Here is a 17,390-nt window from a genome sequence, read left to right as displayed (position 1 = left end):
AAGTTAAACACGGAGAATTGTCATGCAGCCGATTCAGCTTTTTTCGCTGGCATCCCGGCAGGCCGAATGGCTTTCTGTGCGTCAAGAAGTCGTCGCCAGCAACATCGCGAATGCCAACACACCAAAGTTCACCGCAAAGGACGTCGTTCCTTTCGAGTCCGAACTGCAATCTGTTGGCATGCAGATGGCCCGCACCAATGCGGCCCATATGGAGCTGGCAATGACGGGTGCCGGCAAGATCGGGCTGGAAACTGCTCCGCTTGCAAACGAAATCGGCATGCAGGAATCCGGCAATACCGTTTCTCTTTCAACCGAAATGGCCAAAACGGGCGAGATCAAGCGTCAGTACGAACTGAACACGCAACTCGTCCGCTCCTTCCACAACATGATGTTGACCGCGGTGGGCAAGTAACATGGACTCTCTATCGTCTTCATTGAAGATTGCAGGCAGCGGGATGGAAGCTCAGGCAACACGCCTGCGCATCGTCTCGGAAAACATAGCCAACTCCCGAACCACGGGCGATACGCCCGGTGCCGATCCATACCGGCGCAAGACCATTACTTTCGCAACGGAACTTGATCGCGCCAGCCAGACGAACCTCGTTGAGGTGAAGAAGCTGGGTGTCGACCGTTCCGATTTCACGCAGGAATACGATCCCGACAGCCCGGCCGCCGACGAAAAAGGCATGGTCAAGCTGCCCAACGTGAACATGCTGATTGAAATGGCTGACCTTCGCGAAGCCAACCGCAGCTATGAAGCCAATTTGCAGGTCATCAAGCAGACGCGCGACCTGATCACCTCAACCATCGACTTATTGAAGGGTCAGTGATGATCGACGCCATTAGCAGCCTGAAATCGCTGACCAGCAAATCTGCCACGGACGGTGTGAGCGAGATCACATCGGGCATTTCCTCGCTGGCAGGAAACGCCATTTCCACCGCAGCAAACGTAGCGACCTCAGTCACCGGCCCAAGCTTTGCCAGTGTTCTGGGCGGCGTAGCATCGGATGCGGTGCAGTCGCTGAAGCAGGGTGAAGCTATGTCCTTTGCCGGTATTCAGGGCAAGGCTAACACGCGTGAAGTGGTCGATGCCGTCATGCAGGCCGACCAGACACTCAAGACCGCCGTGGCTCTGCGCGACAAGATCGTCTCGGCCTATCTCGATATCGTGAAAATGCAGATCTGACGCTTAAGGACATAAAAAATGAGAGCACTAGCCATTGCAGCGACGGGCATGGATGCCCAGCAGACGAACCTTGAGGTCATCGCGAACAACATCGCGAACATCAACACGACGGCGTTCAAGCGCGGCCGCGCCGAGTTTACCGACCTTCTGTACCAGACAGAGCGTGCACAGGGCGTGATGAACCGCGCCAATCAGTCCGTGGTTCCGGAAGGCGCCAACATCGGTCTCGGCGTGCAGACCTCCGCCGTGCGCAAGCTGCACATTCAGGGCGAAATCAGCCAGACGGGCAACACTCTCGATGTCGCCATCGTCGGCAAGGGCTGGCTGCAGGTGCAGGGCCCGGACAACAACACGCTCTACACGCGTGCGGGTGCCTTGAACCTTGATTCCACTGGCCGTCTGGTAACCGTGGACGGCCTGCCGGTTCTGCCAGCCATTACGGTTCCTACCGACGCCACGGAAACCACAATCAGCCAGGACGGTATCGTTTCGGTGCGCATCGGCACTGCCAACACCCTGACCGAACTCGGTCAGTTGCAGATGAGCAACTTTGCCAACGAAGCCGGTCTGAAGCCACTGGGCGACAACCTCTTCCAGCAGACGGAAGCGTCCGGCAACGCGGTTGATGCCACGCCTCAGTCCGTCGGCTTCGGGTACATCAAACAATACTATCTAGAAAGTTCCAACGTCGATTCCGTGAAGGAAATCACCGACCTGATTTCGGCGCAGCGTGCTTATGAAATGAACTCGAAGGTCATCACCACAGCCGACGAAATGGCGACGATCGTCAGTCAGAATCTGAAGTAAACGAAGGTAGGGTAACATGAAGTTTCGCCCGAAAAACGTGCCTGGCAGTCTCTGCAAAATGGCGCTTGCGGTCATGGTCAGCCTGGTGGTGTTCGCACCCCAGGCCGCTCTTTCGCAGCAAAAACACGCCGTTGTTCCAACTGGCACTATTTTCGCCGGCGACATCATCACCCGCGACCGCGTGACGGAAGTTCTCGTCACCAACCCCAACCTTGCCCCCGGCTATGTCGATAATCTGCAAATCGTGCTGGGCAAGGTTTCCAAGCGCACGCTGGTTGCTGGCCGTACCATTACGCCGAGCGATCTGCGCGATCCCTTTGCGGTTCAGCGCGGCACGACCATCAGGATCACCTACAGCACGGGTGGCATGAACCTTTCAGCCTCCGGCACGGCCATTGAAGATGGCATGGCGGGCGAAGTGGTGCGTGTTCGCAACCGCGACACCGGCGTGACAATCAGTGGAACCGCCAAGGAAGACGGAACCGTGGAGGTTTTTGAGAAATGAGTTTTCGTCAGGGCCTGATTGCTGCCACCATGATTGTCGCCACGCTTTTCGTGACGACACCGGCAGCCTATTCCCAAGCCAATGCGCGCGTCAAAGACATTGCCTCCTTGCAGGCCGGGCGTGAAAACCAGTTGATCGGATACGGTCTCGTCGTCGGCCTTCAAGGGTCCGGCGACGGCATGCGTTCGTCGCCCTTCACCGAACAGTCTATGAAGGCGATGTTGCAGAACCTCGGCATTTCTATGCAGGGTAACCAGAGCGGCTCGAAGAATGTCGCCGCCGTCATGGTCACCGCCAACCTTCCGCCATTCGCGAGCCCCGGCAGCCGCCTTGACGTCAATGTCAGCTCTTTGGGCGATGCCTCGTCGCTGCGCGGCGGCACGCTGATCATGACCTCGATGTCCGGTGCCGACGGGCAGATTTATGCAGTGGCACAGGGTTCGGTCATCGTTTCCGGTTTCAATGCCGAAGGTCAGGCCGCACAGTTGACGCAGGGCGTAACCACCGCCGGACGCGTTCCAAGCGGCGCGATCATCGAGCGCGAATTGCCATCGCAGTTCAAGGACTCCGTCAATCTGGTCTTGCAACTACGCAACCCCGACTTCTCGACATCCACACGCATTGCCGATGCCATAAACAACTACGCGCGCACCTCGTTTGGTGAGCCGATTGCGGAAGCACGCGACAGTCAGGTCGTGTTCATCCAGAAGCCGAGAACCGCGGACCTCACCCGTCTGATGGCCAGTATCGAAAATCTTGCCGTCGAAACCGACACGCCTGCCAAGGTCGTCATCAACGAACGCACCGGTACCATCGTCATCGGCGCTGATGTGCGCATTTCACAGGTTGCCGTTAGCTACGGTACGCTGACCGTTCAGGTCACGGAAACGCCGCAGGTCATCCAGCCTGCACCGTTCAGCCGTGGCCAGACCGCCGTCCAGCCGCAGACGGACATTTCCGTTATCGACAAGGGCGGGCCCGTCGCCATACTCGAAGGACCGAACCTGCGCTCACTGGTCGCCGGGTTGAACAATATCGGCGTCAAGCCTGATGGCATCATCTCCATTCTTCAGGGCATAAAGTCAGCCGGCGCGCTGCAAGCAGAACTGGTGTTGCAATGATGGCTAAGCTTACCGACCTCTTCACGCCCCGCCGCGCGCTGATTGCCGTGTTCGTCATGGTTGCCGCCCTGCCTTCCGCAAGGGCGCAAGAGCAGTTGCGCGTGACATCCGGCGACACGAGTGGCCAGGAAATCCAGCAATATTGCACCAACATCATCGATCAGGCGCGCGACCAGCGCTACCTCATGCAGAAGCAGGAACTCGAAAATCTGCAACAGGATGTCGATAACCGCATCGCCGTCATGGAAGCACGAAAAGCCGAATATGAGGACTGGCTGAAGCGCCGAAATGATTTCATGCAGCAGGCCGAAGGCAACCTTGTCAACGTCTACAAGACGATGAAGGCAGATGCTGCCGCCCCACAGCTGGAGCAGGTCGATGCAGGTCTTGCCGCCGCCATCATCATGAAGCTGCCTCCCCGCCAGTCAGGCCTGATCCTTGCCGAAATGGACGCCAAGAAGGCTGCCATGGTCGCATCGATCATGTCCAGTGCTGCCGATAAAACCACATCAAGAGATCCGTCATGAACAAAGCGCTCATCCTTGTCCTGTCTGCCGCAAGTGTTCTGACTGGTTGCTCCAGCATCACACAGAACCAGACGCTGAAAGAAATCGGTAACGCCCCGGCGATGAGCCCGATCGGCAGTGGATTGCAGTTCAGCCAGGCACCACAGCTGGCGTCCTACCCCAAGCAGCCATTGCGCTCGGCCAGCGGGTACTCGCTGTGGAGCGACAGCAAGGCCGCGCTCTTCAAGGACGCCCGTGCGCTCAACATCGGTGACATCCTGACGGTCAACATCCAGATCAATGACAAGGCAACCTTCGACAACGAGACGGACCGCACCAGAAAGAACAATCGCGACACCGGCTGGAAGGCGAATGCCGAAATTCTTGGCTGGAAGCCGCAGGCGGATTCGAGCATGAGCTTCGACAATACCAGCGAATCCAACGGCAAAGGCTCGATCAGCCGTGCCGAAAAATTGACGCTGCTGGTCGCCGCCGTCGTGACCGGCATTCTGGAAAATGGCAATCTACTGATCAGCGGTTCGCAGGAAGTGCGCGTCAACCACGAGGTGCGTATTCTCAACGTGGCCGGTATCGTGCGTCCGCAGGATGTCAATTCCGAGAACACGATTTCTTACGAGAAGATTGCTGAAGCCCGTATTTCTTACGGCGGTCGCGGTCGCATCACCGAAATCCAGCAGCCGCCAGTAGGCCAGCAGGTCGTCGACCTGTTCTCCCCAATCTGACGGCGCATTAGCGTAGCATAAACAGGCATTCGGCCCGCCGCATTCCGCACGGGCTGCTCTCCGGGACAGACGTTAGAAACGAATATGAGCCTCACGACCACCGAACCCGCTGCACCCAAAAAGCCGTCGATTGTCGTGACTGCGGGCGTTATCGCCGTGCTTTCGCTACTGGGGCTCGGCGGTGGATTTTTCGTTGGCAAGACCTTGCTTATGCCGTCCGCACCGGCAGCCGCCACACCGCCAAGCCCGGCGGAACACGCGCCCACAACGGCAGCGGCCGAAGGCGGACATGGTGCCGCACCGGCAGCAGGTGAGCATGGCGCCGCGGGGGCAGGCCCCAGCCTGATCACGCTCGATCCTATCGTTACCAACCTCGGTTACCCCACCGACAACTGGATAAGGCTTGAACTGGCCCTGCAATTTTCCGGTCCCGGCGACACGGCACTCGCTCAGGACTTGCATCAGGAAATGCTTGCCTATCTCAGAACCGTCTCTCTCCAGCAGCTTCAGGGCCCACGCGGCTTTCAATATCTTAGGGATGACCTAAGAGAAATCGTTGACCTCAGATCAAAAGGGCGCGTATCCAAGGTTCTCTTCAGAACCTTTGTGATCGAATGATTCGAAAAATCGCCCTTCTGCTTGTTCTAGCCCTCACCCCAGGGCTTGCATTTGCCCAACAGTCGCCAGCAGATTTGCTCAATCTGCCGCTGGACGGTTCTGCGGCTGCGTGGATCATTCGCACCTTCGGGCTGCTGACGGTTCTGTCCATCGCGCCCGGCATTCTGATCATGGTAACGAGCTTTCCTCGTTTCATCATCGCTTTCTCCATTCTGCGCTCCGGCATGGGTCTGGGCACCACGCCCTCCACCATGATCCTCACAAGTATGGCGATGTTCATGACCTTCTACGTCATGGCACCCACCTTCGAGCGCTCCTGGCAGGACGGTATTCAGCCGATGCTGCAGAACCAGATCACCGAGGCCCAAGCCGTGGAGCGTGCCGCAGAGCCGTTCCGCGCCTTCATGACGAACAATACCCGCCCAAAGGATCTCGCGCTTTTCGTGGATCTGGCGAATGAACGGGGCCAGGAAACGATGAACGGCAATGTGCCGCAATATCGCGTCCTCATCCCCGCCTTCATGCTGTCCGAAATCCGTCGCGGTTTTGAAATCGGCTTCCTCATCATCCTGCCGTTTCTGGTCATCGACATGGTTGTCGCGACCATCACCATGGCGATGGGCATGATGATGCTACCGCCCACCTCGATTTCACTGCCGTTCAAGATTCTGTTCTTCGTGCTGATCGATGGCTGGAATCTGCTTGTCGGCTCGCTCGTCAGATCGTTCTCCTGATCCAACTATCCTGACCGATGCTCCTGGCTTATGCGGTGGAACGGTAACCCAATGGGGCGATTCCACTGCTGGCTGATCGTATTGCCATCAAGAAGCTAACGCCGAACTGTGATGCGATACCACCCCTTACGGCTCGCATAGAGGAGGCCACCCCAGCCTCTCGACCCGAGCGTAAGTGGCTCCACGCTACCGGGCTGCTCTCACCCCAGACGCTGACGCAGACGCAAAAGAAAACCGCCTGAACTGGTACAAATGCAGTTCAGGCGGTTTTGGTATTCTCAAAATGTCTTCGCTTCAGTGACCGGAGCTTGCAGCGGCCGCCGGTTTTGGTGGCGGTGGATCGGTATTGACGACGATCTTCTGAGGCTTGCGATTGGGGTCTTTCGCTTCGATGTCTTCCTTGGAAATGAAATCCATCTGCTCGACCAGAACCTCTTTCACCAGCGGCTTCTCAAGGCGCGTATTCAGGCCGTCCTTGATCTTCGCCTTGAAGGCCGCGACGTCGAATTTGTCTGCATCCTTGACGTTGACCAGCTTGTCGCCGACGAGCAGCGTATAAAGCTCATCCGTCAGGAAGGCCGGAACCGGGACATGCACTTCTTTCAGTGCGTCCTCATCCACTTGCAGGCTGGCGCGCACGAGGAAATATCCGGTGACCTTGCCATCTGCCACCACAGGCAGGGTCACGGTTTCACTTTGAACGAAATGCGGAGGCGGAGGCGCATCCGCCGCTTGATTTGCACCGTGATTTCCCAACGTCACGGCGGCATAGACGCCGCCGAGCGTGACGACGAGAATCCAGATGCCTGTCGCCAGCAGCTTGATCATTGCGCCCCGCTTGCGAACTGTTCCAGCGAATAGGTGCCGTCATCTTCGGCACGCTTTGCAGCGGTCTTCAGAAGATCGACCACAGCCTTGACGGCATGCAGGTTGGCTTCGACACGACGCGTGTTGATGGCGAGCTTAGCCTTGATGTCCAGAATCTGGCGCTTGTGGTTTGTAGCGATCTGCACACCATCCACGTCGCGGAGCAACATGCTGAGCTCATACAGGCAACGGCTCTTATGGGCGTTCGAAAGCTTGAAATCGAAATCGGGGTCTTTGCCGATCCGCTGGTTTTCGTTGTCGATAACCGTTTCGAGGCGACCGAGAATGGCCTGTGTTCTGTAGTCGTTGTTTACAATTTCCATTGTCTCTCAGCGCTCCGCTTAACTTTCAGTTTTCTTCGTATCGGCTACAGAAAAGGTGCGCCGCTGGAAGTCCGTCACCATGCTCATGGCAAGGTTCTTGTCGTCTTCATTCATTTTTGTGGGGGCTTCGGCGTTACGTGCCTTTTGCAGCGCCTGCGAATAGACCTGCTCGGCAATGCCGATGCCACCGCGCTTGGAAACGGCATCCGCCATCTGCTCGGCCATCATGCTTTTCCAGAAGTCGCCGGCAGAACCCTTGCCGTAAATTTCTTCGCTTTCCTTCGGCATCATGTTCTGGAGCATGGTCGACAGAACGCTGGCTTCGAACTTGCGATAGGTTTCGGGAATCTTTTCATCGCCTTTCGGCGGCTGGATACGTCCAAGCCCGGCCTTGCTGGCCGTCGTATCGATGCTGTTAATCGCCGATTCGAAGCCCGCATTGCTGGCTGTCAGCACCGACGCCTGGTGGGATGCGCTGATCGAGCGCAGTTTTTCTCGTGCTGCCGTAACCTGTGTCGGGTCAGCTGCATTCACAACATCAAGCACAAGATCGCTTGGAGGAGAAATGGCCACGTCGTCATCCTTTCCGGTTTTATCGGATGACGATAGCGGCTTAACCTTGCTGGAGGCTGGTGTCTTTCAGAGCCATGTGCAGATCGATCAGCTCGTAGATGCTGTTGTCTTCACGTTCACGCTGTTCGTCTTGGCGGGCGGCATCGCGCTTTTCTTCAAGACGTTCGCCCTTCTTCGTCTCTTTGAGAACCTGCTGCTCCTGCGCCTTCTCGATGGCTTCCAGACGCACATCACGGCTCTTCAGCCTGTCATGCCTGACGGCATAGTGCTTGAGCATCTGCTGGTGTAGCGGATCAAGCGAATTGAGGTAGCCGCTAAGTGTCTCGATCTTTTCCGAGAGCTCATTGCGCTCCCGCGTCGTGATTGCCAGCTCATTCTCGGCCATCTGCTGGATGTGTCCCTGGACCTTCACCAGCCTGCTGAGCTTCTTGGATTTGTTCGGGTCCATCGTCTACCTTACATATTCGCAAAAACGCGGAAGAACCCGTTTGCAAACTGGTTTACCAGCGCCGCAATACCGAAATAAAGCAGCAGCAGACCTCCGCCCAGCGCATAGGGTGTCGAGATGAAGTAGACTGGAATCTGCGGCGCGAGCTTGTTGATAAGGCCGACCGCAACGTTGAACAAAAATCCGAACAGGATGAAGGGACTGGCCACGCGAAGCCCGATGTTCATCGACGCGACAAGAGTGTCGGTCAGCGATATCAGCATGCGCTGCACGCTCATCGCCCCACCAAGCGGAATGGATGCGTAGGAATCCACGATGGCGCGAAAGATCACATGGTGGAAATCGAGAATGAACAACAGCAGCAGGACGCCGTAGGACAGCATGCTGGATAGCTGGCTTTCCGATGTGTCTTCCAGCACGTCCTGACCGGGCGGGCCGTTAAACGAAATGGCCATGCCGATGGCGGTTGCCGCAAATTGCATGCCCAGCACGTAAAGATGAGCAATCATTCCGAATGTGGCACCGATAAGCGATTCGAAGAAGATGTATTTCAGAAAGGTGATCGTATCGGTTTGCGCCAGAGGATAGATCGTGTCCCACAATAACGGCAAAATGGCCATCGAGAGGGCCAAGGCGGTCAGCAACCGAATCTGCATGGGAAGGCGTGCCGAGGAAAATCCTGGCATCACCATCAAACAGGCGCCAATCCGACAAAATGCCAGAAAGAGCGCCATTATCGTTCCCTGCGGGTCTGGGATCATGAGATCGAGCCGAGTATCTTTATTTCTGTGCCCTTGGCCAATTCGACGTGAGAGAGCACCGGCAACGTGCTGAAGAGTCGTTCCGTAATCATCCGCACATATGAGCGGGTTTCGGGCAAAGTCACAAGCACGAAAGGTAGTCCGACATCCATGTATTCACGGATTACTTTGCTCGCCTCGTTGCTGAACTCTTCCACCTGACGCGGATCGATATCGAATTCGATCACTTCGCCCTTAGGATCGCGCTTGATGGCCTGCTGGAAGACGACATCCCATTTCGTACCCAGTCTCAAGACGCGCAGCACACCATTGTCGGAAAGGTCGCCGCAAATCTGCTGCGCCATGCGGATGCGGACGTGTTCGACGATCTGTTCCGTTCTGCGAAGATGCGGGGCAAGTTCCGCCACGGCTTCGAGAATGAGGTGCAGGTTACGAATGGACACGCGTTCTGCCAGCAACAACTTCAGGATGGCCTGAAGGCCGGAATAGGACATGTGCGACGAGCAAATCTCATCCGCCAGCTTTTTGTATTCCGGGTCCAGACGCTCGATGAGAACCTTGACGTCCTTGTAGGACAGCAGCATCGGCAGATTGTTGCGGATGACTTCGCTGACATGGGTCAGCAGCGCCGAGATGTTATCGATCGGGTGGAAGCCTTCGCGTCTAAGGTCGTCCACGAAGTTTTCCAGAACCGACACGGCTGGCATGCCGAAGGCTGGTTCGCGAACATCGTCGCCCGGAACCGAAGGTCTGCGGCCCTTGCCGGTGATGACGAGAACTTCGCCGACGCGAAGCGTGCTGGCCGCAACCGTCGTGCCGTGAATTCGGATCTGGTAGGATTTGTCGGGAATGGCGATGTCGTCCGTGACCTTGATCTCGGGTACGACGAAACCGTATTGCGATGCGAACTTCTTGCGCATTTTTCCGACGCGGAAGCCGAGTTCCTGATGCGCGCCCAAGAGCCTTGGAGAAACCTGCTTGCCAAGAGCAAGTTCGATTTCCGTCGTGCGCAGCGAGTTCTTGACGGTATCCTTTTCGGCATCGTTGGCTTTGGTGGTCTGCTGTTCTTCGGCAACACGCTCCGCAGCCTGATCCCGTGCGAGCTGGCGTGGAATGAACCATGCGCCAGAAGCGAGCATTCCACCCAAAAACACAAACGGGAGAAAGGGTAAGCCTGGAATGAGCGCAAGAACGAACATGAGTCCCGCCGCAACTCCCAGCGCTTTGGGATATCCGCTGAGCTGGTTAATGACCGCCTTATCGGTGGAACCCTGCGCGCCACCACGGGTAATGATCAGACCTGCAGCCAGCGAGACGATCAGCGCTGGCACCTGAGAAACGATACCGTCGCCGACGGACAGTTTCACGAAAACGTCCGCGGCTTCGCCAATCGGCATACCGTGACGGAAAACGCCGATGATGATGCCGCCGCAAATATTGATGGCGGTGATCAACAAGCCGGCAACGGCATCACCGCGCACGAACTTGGACGCACCGTCCATGGCACCGTAAAAAGCGCTTTCTTCTTCCAGCTCACGACGCCTCAGCTGGGCTTCTTTTTCATTGATGATACCAGCCGAGAGGTCGGCATCAATCGACATCTGTTTGCCGGGAATAGCATCAAGGGTGAAGCGGGCGCCGACTTCCGCGATGCGCGTCGCGCCCTTGGTGATGACGATGAAGTTCACCACGATCAGGATGAGGAAGACGATCAAACCGATGACAAAATCGCCCGACATCACGAGGCTTGAGAAGCCCGCGATCACGCCACCGGCCGCATCGTGACCCTGGTTACCGTGCGAAAGGATGACGCGTGTCGTGGCAATGTTCAATGCCAGACGAATCATCGTTGAAATCAGGAGGATGGTCGGGAAGGATGAGAAATCCAGCGGGCGCTGAATCCAAAGCGATACCATCAGAATAAGGACGGAAAACGCAATCGAAAATGCCAGGCCCATGTCGATCAGGAAAACCGGAATGGGCAGGAAGAGAATGCAGAGAATGCACACGATGCCCACTGCAAACCCGATATCGCGACCACGCGCCGCGACTTTGGGAAGGGGCAAGATGCTCGGAGGCGTAGCCATTCTAACTCCATCTCTTCATGAGAAACTGTAGAAGCGTCCCGACTTTCCCATCATGAAAAAGCCTTGCCGACCACCAAGACGGAGATCGACGCCCGAGCTTTATTGGATCAAGCTTGCGCGAGAGTGGAAGAATTGACGACCTTCGTTATTGCGGCGGCCAGCTGTTGCCCCGTAATATTTAGGCTTTGGTTCAGACTATTTTTGTAATATGTTAGCGAGGTTATTCGCGCGATGATGGCGTGCATGCTGGCCATGACCAAGGTCAAACTCTGCAAGGCTACCTTATGGCGACGATTTCCACCTATACGAGCTTCCTTGGCGTCAACCGCGACATCAACTCTTCCCTGTCAAAGGTGGCGAGTCAGTCCTCGGTTGCGCGAGATACGGAGTATTACAAGGAAAAGATCGGACAGGTCACGACCGTCGATGAGTTTCTCGGCGATTACCGTCTCTATTCCTATGCGATGAAGGCTTACGGCCTTGAGGGCATGACCTATGGCAAAGCCTTCATGCGCAAGGTGCTGGAAAGCGACCTGACGGATAGCTCGAGTTTCGCCAATTCGCTGACCGACAAGCGCTACCTGCAATTCGCCGAAGCCTTCAACTTTGCCGGAGACGCGAAAACTGCACAGAACTCTGTGCAGGCGAGCACGCTTACCGATGCCTACAAGGCGTCCTTTACCGCCGAAGAAAAATCGCTGAAGGACGAATCCACCTATTTCGCAGCGCAGATCGGCAAAGTCACCAGTGTTGACAGTCTCATCAACAATGACCGCCTTCGCACCTATATGCTCGATGCGGTCGGCCTCGATTCCACCTATACGTCCAAGAGCTACCTCAAGCAGGTTCTGACGAGCGATCTCGATGACCCGGACAGTGTTGCCAACAAGGCGAAAAACCCTGCCTGGAAACAGCTCACGGAAGCGTTCAATTTCAAGGCCGATGGCACCGTCGATGGCTCGGTGCAGAGCGCCGATCAGACCGAAGATCTGAAGCTCGACTATATCTTCAACAAATCCACCTTTCCGTCCGACCTGTTGGCCGATGCCAATGATCGCTATTTCGAAAAGAACGTTGCCAAGGCCACGACCGCCACGGAAGTCGTGGCTGACAAGAGAATGCTGGATTACGTCAAAACCGCATTCGGCCTGAGCACGGGCATCATGGCCAGCAGCGTTGCCAGCCTGATGTCCAACGAGACATTTGCGACGACTTACGGCAACACGGCGCTGCTGGACTATTTCAATTTCGAGAATGATGGCACGCTGGCGGACGGCAACACGCCCCAGACAGCCACTCAAACGACAGATATGGCCAAGCTCTATGAGAAGGCCTTTCAGAAAAACCAGGCGACATCCGTCGATGAGGCCGTCACCAACTACCAGACACGGATCGCCGGGGTCGAAAGCCTGGATGATTTCCTCGTCTCCAATAAAAAAGACAAGGACAAGAAGAATGACAGCGTCACCGAAATCTGGGACGTTGCGCTAAGAGCTTTCGGTATCGATCCGGATGAGATCAGCCAGTCGGAACTGAAACGCATTCTTTCGAGCGATACGAACGACAAGAAAAGCTATGTCAATTCGCTTAAGGATGACCGTTTCGTAGAGCTCAATAAGGCCTTCAACTTTACCACTGACGGGAAGGTGGAGGCGCCGCTCCTGGCCCAGTCGGAAAGCGTGTCCGACAAATACGCATCTGAATATGAGAAGAATAAAGTCAGAGGCTTGAGCGGCAAGGAAAAGAAAGACGCCGTTGAGAAGGCTGACAAGGAAACGGCATATTATCAGGAGCAGATGAAGACCGTCACTTCGGTGAAGGATTTGCTGTCCGATAGTCGCGTCACCAATTACATTCTCGAAGCCAATGGCATCGATCCGAAAAGCGTCACTTCCAGCGACCTCAAGAAAATGTTCGAGTCCGACCTTACGGACCCCAAGAGCTATGTAAATACGCTTGAGGACAACAGGTTTACCGAGATCGTCGCGTCCTTCAACTTCGATGCCAAGGGTAGTCTGACCGCAGATGCCGTCCAGGGTGGCCAGCAGCGTGGTTCCATTTTGGAAACCACCAACCAGTATGTACGCCAAACCCTGGAAGAGCAGCAGGGCGATACCAGCGAAGGCGTCCGCCTTGCCTTGTATTTCGAACGTGTCGCCCCGACTATCTCGAGCGCCTACGGCATCTTGAGCGATGACGCCATATTCAAGTTCTTCAAGACCGCCTACAGCATGCCTGATTCCATCGCCAATATGGATGTGGAAAAACAGGCGGAGATGGTTACGAAATACATCGACGTCACACAGCTCCAGGACACCGATTACGTCAGCAAGCTCATCAAGCGTTTTACGGCACTGTACGATACGCAAAACAGCACAAGCTCCTCAAGCTTGTCGATCCTGAGCGGCGGTTCGACCTCCATCAGCGCCGACACGCTTTTGGCGGTCGCACAGTTGAAGGCTGGATAAGGCGTTCGGACAAACTGCCAATAGAAAAAGGCCCGAAATCGAAGCGATTTGCGGGCCTTTTGTTTGGAATTATTTCAGCGCTGTTCAGTAATCGCCATCACCGGGGCGTCTTGTGTCACCCTCTTCGGCATTGCTCTCATCCTCGGCAACGGGGATGGCGTAAGAGCCTTTCAGCCAGCGCGAGAGGTCCGCGGAGCGGCAACGATCCGAGCAGAAAGGATAGTCTTCGCGCGTGGATGGTCTTTTGCACTCTGGACAAGGCTGGGTCTTGCGCAAGGGAGTGACACTGGATTTGTTCGATGCATCTGTCATTGGGATCAACCTTCCTGCCAGGCGGACGCCACCTCGAACCCTTCACCGGCCAGAAGTGACACCGTTTCATAAAGCGGCAAACCGACGACATTCGTGTAGGAACCGGTTAGCTTCTGTACGAAGCAACCGGCAATGCCCTGAATGCCATAGGCCCCCGCTTTTCCGCGCCATTGTCCGGACGCGATGTAGCTGTCGATTTCATGTTCCGAAAGGCGCTTGAAGCGAACTTTGGTTTCAACGACCTTCTGGCGCACTTTCCCACCGGGTGTAACAAGACAGATGCCCGTATAGACCCAGTGGCTACGGCCCGAGAGCAGGTGCAACGCGGCAGACGCTTCTTCGATATATTCCGCCTTGCCGACGATACGGCGGCCAACGGCCACGACCGTATCGGAACCCAGAACATAGGCTCCCTTCCAGGCAAGCTCGCCCTTCACAGCCTTATGGGCCGCCTCTGCCTTTGCCAAGGACAGGCGGCGGCACAGCGTGCGAGGATGCTCCAGCCGGGCTGGCGTCTCGTCGATATCCATCGGCATAAGCCGTGCGGGCTCGATGCCAACCTGATTCAACAGTTCAAGACGGCGTGGCGACCCGGAAGCCAGAATCAGCTTTTGTTTTGCGTCTGTCATGCTCTGCCAGTCGTCCGATCTGCCGGGCGATTACTTGAAACGATAGGTGATGCGACCCTTGGTCAGGTCGTAAGGCGTCATTTCGACAAGCACCTTGTCGCCCGCCAGAACGCGGATACGGTTCTTGCGCATGCGGCCGGCAGTGTGTGCGATGATTTCGTGTTCGTTTTCCAGCTTCACGCGGAAAGTCGCGTTCGGCAAAAGTTCGGTAACGACGCCCGGAAACTCGAGGACTTCTTCTTTTGTCATATAGGGTTTTTCTTCCTGTTGATAATGCCGGACTGAACAGTCCGGGAAAATTGCGCGGAAACTACACAATCGCCGCACATTTGTGAACCTAAATTGTCAATCGTTTTAAAGTGTCTCGGAAAACGGCCTTGCGCGTTGCGGCAGGCGCTCCGAAATCAGCTTCGTCAGGTGTTCACGCACCTCACGATAGGCTTCGAGAATATGCTCTCTCGTGCCTGTCGCCACCGTTGGATCCATGGTCGGCCAGTAGACGACATCGAGAGCATTGGACCGTGTCAGCTCAAGCGCGGCATGATGCGCCTCGGGTGTGAGCGTGATGATGAGATCGAAGAAGTCGTCTTCTATCTCTTCCAGCGTTCTTGGCTTGTGTTTTCCAAGCGTCAGCCCCGCCTCGTCCAGCACGGCATCCACGAAAGGATCACGCTCGCCCGCACGCACGCCTGCCGACTGAATATAGATACCGGGAGCAACGAGTTGTTTGGCAATGACTTCCGCCATGGGTGAGCGGATGGAATTCATGCCACACATGAACAATATGGCGCGCGGTGCCTTTTCTTTCAAGTCGACAACCGCCGGGTCCTGCATGTCTAACCCCGCCAATACAGCACACAGACAAGGGTAAACAGCCGCCGCGCCGTATCGAAATCCACCTTTATCTTGCCGGACAGCCGGTCCATCAGCGTTTGCGAACCATCATTGTGGATGCCGCGCCGGCCCATGTCGATGGCTTCGATCTGGCTTGGTGTAGAAGAGCGGATCGCCTCGTAATAGCTTTCGCAGATCAGGAAGTAGTCCTTGATGATGCGGCGAAACGGCGTGAGCGACAGGATGTGGGTTGCCACAGCCTCATCACCCTCGGTCTTGATCGTGAAGACCAGCTTGGTCTCGACCAGCGAGATATTGAGCTTGTAAGGCCCACCGGCATGGCCAACCGGCTCAAAACTGTTTTCTTCGATAAGGTCGAAAATGGCAACGGCGCGTTCATGCTCCACGTCAGGCGTGGACCGGCCGATGCTCGCGTCCAGAACCACATCGCAAAGCCTGAAGACGTCTGGCCCCATCCCTCACCCTTCCAGATTGAGACGAATGGCGACGGAACGCGCATGCGCATCCAGCCCTTCGGAATGGGCAAGCGTGATCGCAGCCGGCGCCAGCTGGCGCAATTGCTCCGGCCCGAGCCGCAGGATCGAGGTGCGCTTGACGAAATCCAGAACGGAAAGACCCGACGAGAAACGCGCCGAGCGCGCCGTCGGCAGAACGTGGTTGGAGCCGCCGACATAATCACCGATTACTTCAGGCGTATGGCGACCGACGAAAATCGCCCCCGCATTGCGAACGCCTGCCATCAGCGCATCGGGATTATCGACAGCCAGTTCCAGATGTTCGGCTGCGATGCGATTGGCAAGCGGGATGGATGCTGCGAGATCATCGACCAAAATAATCGCGCCGAAGTCGCGCCAGCTGGCTGTTGCCGTCTGTGAGCGGGACAGCAGCTTCAGCTGCCGTTCCACGGCCTCTTCCACCGCTTTGCCGAGTTCAGCATCATCGGTGATCAGGATGGATTGGGCACCCTCGTCATGCTCGGCCTGCGCCAGAAGGTCGGCGGCCAGCCATTCGGGATTGTTGTTCTTGTCCGCAATAACAAGCACTTCCGATGGCCCAGCAATCATGTCGATGCCGACGGTGCCGAAGACATGGCGCTTGGCCGCCGCCACAAACGCATTGCCCGGGCCGACGATCTTGGCAACAGGCGCAATGATCTGCGTGCCATAGGCCAGTGCAGCCACAGCCTGCGCACCGCCGATGCGGTAGATTTCCTCGACGCCCGCAATCCGCGCTGCCGCAAGCACCGCCGGGTTGATGGTGCCGCCATTGGCCGGAACGACCATGACGATACGCTCGACACCCGCCACCTTGGCCGGAACAGCATTCATCAGCACCGAGCTAGGATAACTTGCGGTACCGCCGGGAACATAAAGACCGACCGCTTCGATGGCCGTCCAGCGAGAGCCGAGACCGACGCCGATATCGTCTTCGTAGATGTCGTCCTTCGGCATCTGCCGGGCGTGGTGTTTTTCAATACGTTTGGCTGCGAGCTTCAGTGCATCCAGAACGGCAGCATCGACCTGCGCAATCGCCGCATCGATTTCTTCTGCAGTTACGCGCATGGAGGTTTTGGAGAAATCCAGCTTATCGAACTTCAGAGAATAATGAGCCAGCGCCTCATCGCCACGTTTGCGGACATCATCGATGATGTCGCGAACGACGATATTGACGTCTTCGGATACTTCTCTCTTTGTCGTCAGGAATGCTGCAAACGCCTGTTCGAAATCAGCAGACCCCTGCTCCAGCCAGATTGCCACGTCACTTACCCTCTTGAGGCCCCGTCCGTTGACGGAGCGAAATGCTATGCCTGCACGTTTTGGCGTGCGCTATAAGGGTATGTGGCATAA

The 17,390-nt window shown here is 56.4% G+C and carries 23 protein-coding genes; 11 read left to right on the top strand and 12 right to left on the bottom strand.

Translation table 11 applies throughout. The features are described 5' to 3' along the window. Window positions 1-22: 22 nt before the first annotated feature. The 10 genes from flgB to fliP all read left to right on the top strand — a co-directional run bounded on the left by flgB (window position 23) and on the right by fliP (window position 6,220). Entirely contained in the window at window positions 23-412 is a 390-nt protein-coding gene (flgB, locus tag AC27VJ_RS02450) for a flagellar basal body rod protein FlgB (RefSeq protein ID WP_113089756.1), read from the top strand. 1 nt (window position 413) lies between these two features. Then, window positions 414-830, top strand: a complete 417-nt coding sequence (flgC, locus tag AC27VJ_RS02445; RefSeq protein ID WP_353576947.1) for a flagellar basal body rod protein FlgC — start codon at window positions 414-416, stop codon at window positions 828-830. Beyond that, window positions 830-1,186: a flagellar hook-basal body complex protein FliE gene (fliE, locus tag AC27VJ_RS02440; protein WP_113089754.1), complete on the top strand. Its 357-nt coding sequence runs from the start codon at window positions 830-832 to the stop codon at window positions 1,184-1,186. The genes flgC and fliE overlap by 1 nt, the downstream gene beginning before the upstream one ends. An 18-nt stretch (window positions 1,187-1,204) precedes the next feature. Continuing rightward, a complete protein-coding gene (gene flgG / locus AC27VJ_RS02435; RefSeq protein WP_113089753.1) occupies window positions 1,205-1,993 on the top strand; it encodes a flagellar basal-body rod protein FlgG in 789 nt (262 codons plus the stop codon). Between the two features lie 16 nt (window positions 1,994-2,009). Beyond that, window positions 2,010-2,498 (top strand): flagellar basal body P-ring formation chaperone FlgA, encoded by a 489-nt coding sequence (gene flgA / locus AC27VJ_RS02430; RefSeq protein WP_113089752.1) that lies wholly within the window; start codon window positions 2,010-2,012, stop codon window positions 2,496-2,498. Between the two features lie 29 nt (window positions 2,499-2,527). Then, the gene (locus AC27VJ_RS02425) at window positions 2,528-3,619 is read left to right on the top strand and encodes a flagellar basal body P-ring protein FlgI (RefSeq protein ID WP_488683164.1); all 1,092 of its coding nucleotides are present in this window, start codon (window positions 2,528-2,530) and stop codon (window positions 3,617-3,619) included. Continuing rightward, complete coding sequence (locus AC27VJ_RS02420) at window positions 3,616-4,146, top strand: MotE family protein (RefSeq protein WP_488682663.1); 531 nt, start codon at window positions 3,616-3,618, stop codon at window positions 4,144-4,146. Before AC27VJ_RS02425 ends, AC27VJ_RS02420 begins: the two co-directional genes overlap by 4 nt. Next, a complete protein-coding gene (gene flgH / locus AC27VJ_RS02415) occupies window positions 4,143-4,868 on the top strand; it encodes a flagellar basal body L-ring protein FlgH (protein ID WP_113089749.1) in 726 nt (241 codons plus the stop codon). The genes AC27VJ_RS02420 and flgH overlap by 4 nt, the downstream gene beginning before the upstream one ends. An 84-nt stretch (window positions 4,869-4,952) precedes the next feature. Further along, window positions 4,953-5,486, top strand: a complete 534-nt coding sequence (locus AC27VJ_RS02410; protein ID WP_488682662.1) for a flagellar basal body-associated FliL family protein — start codon at window positions 4,953-4,955, stop codon at window positions 5,484-5,486. Next, window positions 5,483-6,220, top strand: coding sequence for a flagellar type III secretion system pore protein FliP (fliP, locus tag AC27VJ_RS02405; protein WP_113089747.1), 738 nt, complete (start codon window positions 5,483-5,485; stop codon window positions 6,218-6,220). The genes AC27VJ_RS02410 and fliP overlap by 4 nt, the downstream gene beginning before the upstream one ends. A gap of 294 nt (window positions 6,221-6,514) precedes the next feature. On the opposite strand, the gene AC27VJ_RS02400 is transcribed toward fliP, so the two are convergent. The 6 genes from AC27VJ_RS02400 to flhA are packed head-to-tail and all read right to left on the bottom strand — an operon-like array spanning window position 6,515 to window position 11,279. Further along, window positions 6,515-7,048 carry a hypothetical protein gene (locus AC27VJ_RS02400; RefSeq protein ID WP_353576944.1) on the bottom strand — a complete coding sequence of 178 codons (534 nt, stop codon included), beginning with the start codon at window positions 7,046-7,048 and terminating at the stop codon, window positions 6,515-6,517. Further along, window positions 7,045-7,410: a hypothetical protein gene (locus AC27VJ_RS02395; RefSeq protein ID WP_488682661.1), complete on the bottom strand. Its 366-nt coding sequence runs from the start codon at window positions 7,408-7,410 to the stop codon at window positions 7,045-7,047. Before AC27VJ_RS02395 ends, AC27VJ_RS02400 begins: the two co-directional genes overlap by 4 nt. An 18-nt stretch (window positions 7,411-7,428) precedes the next feature. After that, on the bottom strand, window positions 7,429-7,983 hold the full coding sequence (locus tag AC27VJ_RS02390) for a rod-binding protein (protein ID WP_488682660.1): 555 nt from the start codon (window positions 7,981-7,983) through the stop codon (window positions 7,429-7,431). Window positions 7,984-8,023: 40 nt separating this feature from the next. Then, the gene (locus AC27VJ_RS02385; protein ID WP_353576942.1) at window positions 8,024-8,431 is read right to left on the bottom strand and encodes a hypothetical protein; all 408 of its coding nucleotides are present in this window, start codon (window positions 8,429-8,431) and stop codon (window positions 8,024-8,026) included. An 8-nt stretch (window positions 8,432-8,439) separates the two neighbouring features. Beyond that, entirely contained in the window at window positions 8,440-9,192 is a 753-nt protein-coding gene (fliR, locus tag AC27VJ_RS02380) for a flagellar biosynthetic protein FliR (protein ID WP_488682659.1), read from the bottom strand. Further along, window positions 9,189-11,279 (bottom strand): flagellar biosynthesis protein FlhA, encoded by a 2,091-nt coding sequence (flhA, locus tag AC27VJ_RS02375; protein WP_113089741.1) that lies wholly within the window; start codon window positions 11,277-11,279, stop codon window positions 9,189-9,191. The genes fliR and flhA overlap by 4 nt, the downstream gene beginning before the upstream one ends. 284 nt (window positions 11,280-11,563) lie before the next feature. Between flhA and AC27VJ_RS02370 the strand changes: the two genes are divergently transcribed. After that, window positions 11,564-13,747, top strand: coding sequence for a DUF1217 domain-containing protein (locus AC27VJ_RS02370; protein ID WP_488682658.1), 2,184 nt, complete (start codon window positions 11,564-11,566; stop codon window positions 13,745-13,747). A gap of 84 nt (window positions 13,748-13,831) precedes the next feature. Here AC27VJ_RS02370 and yacG read toward each other — a convergent pair whose 3' ends face one another. The 6 genes from yacG to hisD form a co-directional block, all read right to left on the bottom strand. Beyond that, window positions 13,832-14,059 (bottom strand): DNA gyrase inhibitor YacG, encoded by a 228-nt coding sequence (gene yacG / locus AC27VJ_RS02365; protein WP_113089739.1) that lies wholly within the window; start codon window positions 14,057-14,059, stop codon window positions 13,832-13,834. A 5-nt stretch (window positions 14,060-14,064) separates the two neighbouring features. Next, window positions 14,065-14,688 carry a Maf-like protein gene (locus AC27VJ_RS02360; RefSeq protein ID WP_488682657.1) on the bottom strand — a complete coding sequence of 208 codons (624 nt, stop codon included), beginning with the start codon at window positions 14,686-14,688 and terminating at the stop codon, window positions 14,065-14,067. Between the two features lie 30 nt (window positions 14,689-14,718). Beyond that, on the bottom strand, window positions 14,719-14,937 hold the full coding sequence (gene infA, locus AC27VJ_RS02355) for a translation initiation factor IF-1 (RefSeq protein WP_027673809.1): 219 nt from the start codon (window positions 14,935-14,937) through the stop codon (window positions 14,719-14,721). Between the two features lie 105 nt (window positions 14,938-15,042). Further along, entirely contained in the window at window positions 15,043-15,522 is a 480-nt protein-coding gene (locus AC27VJ_RS02350) for an arsenate-mycothiol transferase ArsC (RefSeq protein ID WP_488682656.1), read from the bottom strand. A 2-nt stretch (window positions 15,523-15,524) separates the two neighbouring features. Further along, the gene (locus AC27VJ_RS02345; RefSeq protein ID WP_488682655.1) at window positions 15,525-15,998 is read right to left on the bottom strand and encodes a UPF0262 family protein; all 474 of its coding nucleotides are present in this window, start codon (window positions 15,996-15,998) and stop codon (window positions 15,525-15,527) included. Window positions 15,999-16,001: 3 nt separating this feature from the next. Next, complete coding sequence (gene hisD / locus AC27VJ_RS02340; protein WP_488682654.1) at window positions 16,002-17,300, bottom strand: histidinol dehydrogenase; 1,299 nt, start codon at window positions 17,298-17,300, stop codon at window positions 16,002-16,004. Between the last annotated feature and the right edge of the window lie 90 nt (window positions 17,301-17,390).

Source organism: Agrobacterium sp. 20P9.1.2 (assembly GCF_057799395.1).
Note: the sequence above shows the minus strand (reverse complement) of the source record. Positions and strands in the feature narration are given on the sequence as shown.